Source organism: Clostridium sp. UBA6640 (assembly GCF_002455975.1).
Classification (GTDB): Bacteria; Bacillota; Clostridia; order Clostridiales; family Clostridiaceae; genus Clostridium_J.
Window position 1 is genome coordinate 1 of the sequence record NZ_DKLM01000131.1, and the last position, 8,375, is coordinate 8,375.

8 protein-coding genes and 1 pseudogene are annotated in these 8,375 nt (G+C 34.0%); all 9 read right to left on the reverse strand.

What is annotated here, in order from left to right; all coding sequences use genetic code 11:
* Positions 1 to 115: 115 nt before the first annotated feature.
* The 9 genes and pseudogenes from B2W91_RS14240 to B2W91_RS14280 all read right to left on the reverse strand — a co-directional run bounded on the left by B2W91_RS14240 (position 116) and on the right by B2W91_RS14280 (position 8,233).
* Positions 116 to 1,069, reverse strand: a complete 954-nt coding sequence (locus tag B2W91_RS14240; RefSeq protein ID WP_291582118.1) for a thiamine pyrophosphate-dependent enzyme — start codon at positions 1,067 to 1,069, stop codon at positions 116 to 118.
* Entirely contained in the window at positions 1,062 to 2,252 is a 1,191-nt protein-coding gene (locus B2W91_RS14245; RefSeq protein ID WP_291582120.1) for a transketolase C-terminal domain-containing protein, read from the reverse strand. The genes B2W91_RS14240 and B2W91_RS14245 overlap by 8 nt, the downstream gene beginning before the upstream one ends.
* Before the next feature lie 3 nt (positions 2,253 to 2,255).
* A complete protein-coding gene (locus B2W91_RS14250; protein WP_039632954.1) occupies positions 2,256 to 2,552 on the reverse strand; it encodes a 4Fe-4S binding protein in 297 nt (98 codons plus the stop codon).
* 1 nt (position 2,553) lies between these two features.
* Positions 2,554 to 3,090, reverse strand: a complete 537-nt coding sequence (locus tag B2W91_RS14255) for a 2-oxoacid:acceptor oxidoreductase family protein (RefSeq protein WP_291582124.1) — start codon at positions 3,088 to 3,090, stop codon at positions 2,554 to 2,556.
* Positions 3,087 to 4,299: pseudogene (locus tag B2W91_RS14260) on the reverse strand (pyridoxal phosphate-dependent aminotransferase). The gene B2W91_RS14255 and the pseudogene B2W91_RS14260 overlap by 4 nt, the downstream one beginning before the upstream one ends.
* A 53-nt stretch (positions 4,300 to 4,352) precedes the next feature.
* Entirely contained in the window at positions 4,353 to 5,681 is a 1,329-nt protein-coding gene (locus B2W91_RS14265; RefSeq protein ID WP_291582133.1) for a phenylacetate--CoA ligase family protein, read from the reverse strand.
* Positions 5,682 to 5,699: 18 nt separating this feature from the next.
* Positions 5,700 to 6,362, reverse strand: coding sequence for a methionine ABC transporter permease (locus B2W91_RS14270; protein WP_291582135.1), 663 nt, complete (start codon positions 6,360 to 6,362; stop codon positions 5,700 to 5,702).
* A complete protein-coding gene (locus B2W91_RS14275) occupies positions 6,349 to 7,365 on the reverse strand; it encodes a methionine ABC transporter ATP-binding protein (RefSeq protein ID WP_291582137.1) in 1,017 nt (338 codons plus the stop codon). Before B2W91_RS14275 ends, B2W91_RS14270 begins: the two co-directional genes overlap by 14 nt.
* A gap of 19 nt (positions 7,366 to 7,384) precedes the next feature.
* Positions 7,385 to 8,233, reverse strand: a complete 849-nt coding sequence (locus B2W91_RS14280) for a MetQ/NlpA family ABC transporter substrate-binding protein (protein ID WP_291582140.1) — start codon at positions 8,231 to 8,233, stop codon at positions 7,385 to 7,387.
* Between the last annotated feature and the right edge of the window lie 142 nt (positions 8,234 to 8,375).

Below are 8,375 nucleotides of genomic sequence, written 5' to 3' on the forward strand. Positions count from 1 at the left end.
ATCTCTATACCTCCTATAAATTACCATTTTATAAAGAGTATATGAATAATCTTTAATTCTCAGTTTTTTTGGATTAACGACGTTTTTTAAACAAATTATTATTAGCCTAATAGGTCTATGGATAAATCCCATAATTATTACTTACAATAATAATTATAGCATGTGTATCAATATCTGTTTTAACCCCAATTTTTTCTGANNTCCATTTCTTATCTCTTTCTTCTGTAACAAGGTCTATATCCTCATCATTTAAGTGTTTAAACCTTCCTTGTTTTAGAAGATAGTTTTTTACAGAAGTAAATTCCTTAGGATTCCTATTAATTTTGAACTCCCCTTCTTCAAATTCAGCTAAATACCATAAACCAGAGTCTACAATATCCTTAGCTAAATCCACCATTTCATCTGTTGGAATTCCCCATCCTACTGGACATGGAGCAACTACATGAATATAGGATGTGCCATCAACTTCTGCTGCCTTTTTCACTTTATTTATAAAATCTGGCAGGTATCCAACACTGGCTGTGGCTGCATATTTTATTCCGTGAGCTGCTACAATTTCAAACATGTTTTTCTTTTGTGTTATGCTTCCTCTAATATTTTTTCCTGCTGGTGTTGTAGTGGTCTTTGCACCAAAGGGAGTTAAGCTGCTTTTTTGAATACCTGTGTTCATATATGCTTCATTGTCATAGCAAATATAAATAACATTATCATTTCTATCTATGGCTCCTGAAAGAGCTTGTATTCCAATGTCAGCGGTACCACCATCCCCTGCAATACCAAGAACCTTATAATTTTTAAGCCCTAAAGCTCTTGCTCCAGCCTCAACACCAGTAAGCATTGAAGCAGTGCCTGCAAAAGTAGATATAATTGCATTGTTACTAAAACAAAGCTGTGGAAAATTAAATCCTACTGCTGACATACACCCTGCTGGTATAACTGTAAATGTCCTTTCTCCAAGTGCTTTTAATGCAATTCTTACTGCTAAGCTTCCTCCACAGCCAGCACAGGCCTTATGCCCATAAAATAATTCGTTATTAGTAATATTTTTGACGATATTTTTTTCAGTCATTAATTTCCACCCCCAAACCTATAAATTTTACAAAGTCTTTTTTAGTTCCTTCTACCCCTTCTTTTATATATTGGAACATTTCCAGTACATCATCCTTTGAAATATCTCGTCCACCAAGACCGGCAACAAAGTTATAAGAAGATATAGAAACCCTAGCCTTTGCTATAGCAGAATTTACATTAGTATAAACTGTGCCTTCATAACCAAAGGATATATCCTTTTCTAATACACCGATGCCTTTAACCTGTTTTGCTAAGTTAATTAATTCTTCCTCTGGGAAAGGTCTTAAAAATCGTATTCTAAATACTCCTGCTTTTAATCCACTTGCTCTAAGTTCATCAACTACAATCCTAGCCAGACCTGTAACACTTCCTAAAGTTACGAGTACTATTTCTGCATCATCACAACAATATTCCTCTACCATTCCGCCATATTTTCTGCCAAACTGCTTGTTAAAGGCTTCATCTACATCTTTAATAACTTTTTTTGCATCTATCATTGCCTGATGCTGTTGATATTTAAATTCCATATTATCCCCAGGTCCTGCACTAAAAGCCATATTTACTGGATTTTCTAAATCCATTTTATTAGTAGTCTCAAATGGTGGTATAAATTTATCTACCTCCTCACTTGTAGGAATCTGTACTAACTCATAAGTATGTGTAAGTATGAAGCCATCAAGATTTATCATAATTGGTGTAAGAACATTTTCATTTTCAGCTATCACGTAACTTTGCAGTACCATATCAAGGCTTTCTTGTGCATCCTCTACATATACCTGTATCCAGCCACAGTCAAGTTGGGAAAGTGAATCTCTTTGGTCCCCATAAATATTCCAAGGAAGTGCTGTAGAACGATTAGCATTCATCATAACAATTGGGAATCTTCCCCCACTAGCATACTGAAGACATTCTGCCATATAAAGTAACCCTTGTGAGGATGTAGCAGTGAAGGTTCTTGCACCTACTGAGCTTGCACCCATTGCCGCAGATAAAGCTGAATGTTCTGATTCTACATGAATATATTCACTTTTCAAGCTGCCTTCCTCCACCATTTCAGAAAGCCTCTCTACAACAGTTGTCTGTGGAGTAATTGGATAAGCGGAGATAACCTGTGGTCGCGCAAGTCTTACTCCCTCTGCCAAAGCATCATTTCCAGATAAAAAAGCTTTTATTTCCGCCATTATTTACACCTCTCTTTCCATCTTTATAGCTTTTGGAATGCATACCTTAGCACATATTCCGCAACCTTTGCAAAAATCATAATCTATATCAATATTGTTATCCTTCTTAAAGATGACTCCATCAGGACAATACATATAACATTGCAAACAATTAACACATTTTTCATGATCTATAATAGGCTTCTCATTTCTCCATCCTGCATTTTTTGTGACAAGATGTCCAGCTTTATAGCAAGGACCTAAAGGATATTCCGATATATGAGAAGGCTTTTTGTATTGTCTTAACCTTGGCTTATTCATATTATTCACCCCTCACCTTATTGTAAGAAGCTAGTATAACTTCTTTATTTTTCTCTAGAACTGAACCTTTCAAATAATTTTCACAACCTGAAATTACAGCTCCAATGCTTATAATGTTTGATAAACCAATAAGTGCACCAATCATAGCAGTATTTGTAGTAGGTCTCTTTAAGATATCTAAAGCTATTTGTGTTGCATCAAAGGTAACTACAACTTCACTATATTCTTCATATTTTTCAGAGTGACTGCTATTGATGATTACTTTTCCATGAGGTTTTAAATCCTTGATGTACTCGTTATCAAAAAGTGTCTCGTCTAGTAAAACTATATAATCACATTTTTTTATTTCACTTCTATCAATAATTTTTTTATCATCAATTTTAGTAAAGGACTGTATTGGTGCTCCTCTTCTTTCTGGACCAAAGGATGGAAAAGCAAGCGAATATTTATTTTCAAATAAAGAAGCAGAAGCACCTAAAATCTTTGCTGCAGTAAATGCTCCTTGACCACCTCTGCCATGCCATCTTATTTCAATCATAATCGTAATCCCCTTGCCTTATATTTTAATGAAGAAAGACGGTTAAGCGCCTCTTCTAAGGTCTCTGTCTTCTTCGCAAAATGAAGCCTTATTAAATGATTAACTTCTTCTCTAAAGAAGCTGGAACCAGGTACTGCAGCAACACCAACCTCTTTTGCTAACCACTGACAAAACTTAACATCATTGTCCCTGCTAAATTCTGAAACATCAATCATTATATAGTAAGCTCCTTGTGGAGTTGTATAGGTTAATCCTATATCGTCAAGTCCCCTTAAAAATAAATCTCTCTTCTTTGTATAAGTCCTTTGCAACTCTTCATAATAAGTATCCTCAAAATTCAAAGCTGTAACCGCTGCCTCTTGCAAAGGTGCTGCTGCTCCAACTGTAAGAAAATCATGAACTTTTTTTGCTACATCAACAATTCTTGCTGGAGCTATAATGTATCCTAGTCTCCACCCAGTTATTGAATATGTTTTTGATAAAGAACTACAAGAAATAGTCCTCTCAAACATATTTGGAAGTGATGCAAAATATGTGTGCTTATGTGGAGCATAGATTATATGCTCATAGACCTCATCTGTAATTACAAAAGTATCATATTTTTCTGCTAAATCAGCGATGATTTTAAGCTCATCATAAGTAAATACTTTTCCAGTTGGATTTGATGGGTTACAAAGTATTATAGCTTTAGGATTTTGTTTAAAAGCTGCTTCCAATTCAGAAACATCAAAATTATAATCTGGCGAACGTAAGGAAACAAATATAGGTTCTGCTCCTGATAAAATAGTATCTGCAGTATAATTTTCATAAAAAGGCGAAAAGACTATAACCTTATCCCCTTGATTACAAACTGTCATCATTGCTACCATCATCGCTTCTGTACTTCCACAAGTTACGACAATCTCACTATTTGGATCAATATTTATCCCCATAAATTTTGACTGTTTTTACCCTTGCTCTGCCTTNNCCCATAAATTTTGACTGTTTTTTTGCAAGAGCTTCCCTAAAGTTCTGTGCACCCCAAGTAATTGAATATTGATGAATATCTTTATATACAGTATCACTTAAAGAATCTAATAATTCTTTAGGCGGATCAAAGTCTGGAAATCCTTGTGATAGGTTTACTGCATTATATTCATTTGAAATTCTTGTCATTTTTCTAATTATTGACTCAGTGAAACAATCTGTTTTATTGCTTAAATTCACCATAATACACTTCCTTTTTAAAATTTAATAATTCGTCTTTAATTTTTTTCTTATTTTCAAATGGTACAATTTATCTTTCTTTCATCTATAAGACGTTTAGCCTTATGGGTAGCCCTTGGCAAAGCTCCATCTTCTAAAAGTACTACATCTTTTGGTTTTACTCCCAGCCTTGCTTTAAGTGCTGCAGAAACTTTAGCTTTTACCTCTTCATCAGATTCATTGTTGTCTATTGTTTTTTCTATTTCTACTATATATTTAACAGTAAAATTTTCTTCTAAAATGCGAATTACATATTCCCCTGTAATTCCTTTAAATCTGCGAAGAACAAATTCTATATCGCTAGGAAATACATTAACTCCTGAAACTATGAACATATCATCTAGTCTTCCAACTACATTTATTCTTGCATGGGTTCTTCCACAAGTACATGGACTTCTGTCAATAATGCCAATATCACCTGTCTTAAATCGAATCATAGGACGTGCTTTTTTTCTTAAAGTAGTAAGTACTATCTCTCCACGTTCACCATCAGCTACTGGTTCCCCTGTTTCTAAATCTAAGACTTCAACTAGCAGGTGGTCTTCCGCGATATGAAGTCCATTTCTAGCTTCACACATACCTGCACAAGCACCAAATATATCAGATATTCCAAAGAAATCATAAACCTTTGCTCCCCAAAGCTCCTCAATGGCATCCCTTGTTGCATCAATGGAACCGCCTGCTTCTCCTGCAACTATAATTTTATTTATTGATAAATCTTTAGCTGGATCAATCCCATTTTTCTTAGCAGTTTCTCCTAAAAACCAAGCATATGAAGGTGTTGTCCAAATTACTGTCGGTTGAAACTCCTTTAAAATGAATAAAAGTCTTTCTGAAGGAATTGTTCCTGCCCAAATACATAGTGCACCAAGATTTTGAGCACCAATAACATCTGGTCCTCCTACAAAAAGTGAAAAGTTAAGTGCATGGACATATCTATCATTTTTTCTCATGCCTGCTGCATAAAAAAGTCTGCTTTCTACATCTTGAAATTCATCAAAATCCTGTTTTGTAAAAGGACTTAAGGTAGGAACCCCAGTCGACCCGCTTGAAGCAGAAACGAAAACCACTTCATCTTCACTTACAGTAACCATGTCACCCAAAAGCGGGCTTTTAGTTTGGCGCTCACGTTCTATTTGTTTATTTACAAAAGGAAATTTACTTATGTCTGAAAGTTTTTGAAAATCGGAAGGTTTTACCCCAGCTGCATCAAAAGCTTCTTTATAGTATGCAGAGCTACTATATGACAATTCTAATATTTCTTTAAGTTCTCTTTCTTGCAATGCCTCAAGCTCTGCCCTCGGTAATGTTTCTATTTTTTCATCCCAATATTTTTTCTCACTCATTATTAAAACCCCTTACATTTATTTTTTATTTACTTGCTTTGCAGAAAAATCACCTAACAATTGCAAGCCTTCAACTATTATGATTAATACACCAACACAAGTTAGCATTACTGTGGTATTGTAACGTTGATAACCATATCTAATTGCTAAATTGCCTATACCACCTCCCCCTACAGTACCTGCCATAGCTGAAAATCCAATAAGAGAAATAGCTGTTATAGTAATTCCATTTATAAGCTGCGGGAGAGCTTCTGGTATAAGTATGTGAATTATTATCTCTATAGATTTAGCACCAGAGGCTACTCCTGCCTCTAAAACCCCCATATTTACCTCACTAAATGAAGCTTCTGAAAGCCTTGCATAAAAAGCTATTGCTGATACTGAAAGTGGCACTATAACTGCAGCCGGACCAATGGTTGTATGCATAATTGCACTGCTAATTGGTATAAGAAGTACTAAAAGTATTATAAATGGTATTGATCTTGTAACATTTATAATGATCCCTGAAACTCCATTTAACACCCTGTTTTTAAAAAATAAGTGGTTAGAACTTAAAAAAAGTAAAAGTCCAAGGAGGCCACCAATCATTATGGCAACTATTAGTGAAACAGAAACCATAATAAAAGTTTCATTAAGTGCTAATATTAATTCTTCAAAAAGGTTAAAATTATTGGATAGCATGCCTAATCACCTCCGTACTATATGTGTTATTTTTTAAATATTGAATAGCTTCATCTATACTTTCATCATTGCCGCTGATGGTTATATACAATGTTCCCATAGGTAAATCTCCAATGTACTCTATTTTTCCTTGAAGTATGCTGAAAATCACATTATACTTACTTGAAAGTGTGGATAATATAGGTTCTGTAGCAGTTTCTCCAACATATCTAAGCTTTACAATGTAACCTTTTAAACTCTTAATAAGTTCTTTAGGAAGCTGAAAATTTGAGGAATGTGCTAAAAGCTGTTTTGTATATTCATTTTGAGGATTTGCAAATAAATCGTAAACCAACCTTTCTTCTACAATCTTTCCTTTATCCATTACTGCAACTCTATTGCATATTGACTTTATTACCTCTAATTCATGAGTAATGATTACAATAGTTATTCCAAATTTTTCATTTATATCTTTGAGAAGCTTTAAAATGGATGAGGTAGTTTCAAGGTCAAGCGCTGAGGTTGGTTCATCACACAATAATATTTTGGCATTATTAGCCATTGCTCTTGCAATTCCTACTCTTTGTTTTTGCCCTCCGCTTAATTTTGAAGGGTAGACCTCAGCTTTATCTTTTAATCCAACAACCTGAAGAAGTTCATTAACCCTAATATTGATTTCTTCTTTAGTTTTACCAGCAGTTTTAAGTGAAAATGCAATATTCTCATAAACGGTTTTGTTTAAAACTAAATTAAAGTGCTGAAATATCATGCCTATTCCTCGTCTTAATTCTCTTAATTCTTCCCCTTTGTAATTTATAATGTTTTTATTATCAATGATTATTTCTCCACTAGTAGGTTTCTCTAAAAGATTAATTGTTCGTAATAATGTACTTTTCCCGGCACCACTTGAACCAACTATTCCGAATATATCCCCTCTTTTAATTCTAAGGGAAGCATCTGAAACAGCATGAAGTTCATCGCTTTTTTCTTTGAATTTCACATTAATATTTTTAAGTTCTATCATTCAACATGACTCCTTTTTATTAATAATCAGCTGGCTTTTGAAAAGCTTTATATTGTCCCTTAGGATCATCAATTACTGATTTAAACTTAGAAGATTTAACTACCTCTAATACATCTTTTGATAACTGAGAATCTGCATCTTCTGTTCTTACTGCTATAACATTTATGTATCCATCACTAAGTTTTTCATTATATAAAGCTTCGCTTGGGTTAAGTGCTGCAGCAATTGCAAAGTTACCATTTATAACTGCTAAATCTGCGCTATCTAAAGTCCTTGGAAGCTGTGGTGCTTCTATAAGCTTAAACTCAAGCTTCTTAGGGTTCTCTGAAAGATCTTTTTCTGTTGCTATTGAATTTTCAACTTTGGGATCTATTGTAATAAGGCCTGCAGCTTCTAGTACCTTTAATGCTCTTGTTAGATTTGTAGGATCATCCGGTATTGTAACTAGAGCACCTTCTTTTATCTCATCTAAGGATCTAATTTTATTTGAATAAACTCCCATACCTGCTGTTGGTATTTCTGCAATTGCAGTTAACTTTAGATTATTTCCAGCAGCAAATTTCTCAAGGTACACAGAATGCTGAAACATATTGAGGTCAATTTCTTTATTTGCAAGTGCTTTGTTAGGTTGAACATAATCACTAAATTCCTTAATAGTTATCTTATATCCCTTTTCTTCTAGGGAAGGTTGAATTGCATCTTTAAACATGTCACCATAAGGTCCAGCACACACACCTACTATTATGTCTTTTACTGGAACATCAGCTGTTGTTGTTGTAGTTTTTAGGTCATTCGTCTTTCCACATGCTATTAAGCCTAAACTTAATGCAAGCACCGCTGCTAATGATAGTATTTTTTTTGATTTCATTTTAATCATCCTTTCAATTCACATTTTTATTAATATATTTAATCAAACACTATAAAAAAAAGCTGTTCTCCTATAAGGAAAACAGCAATGATTAAATTTAATAAGCAATAAAATTGCATTATAAAATTTGCTATCGTCCTTA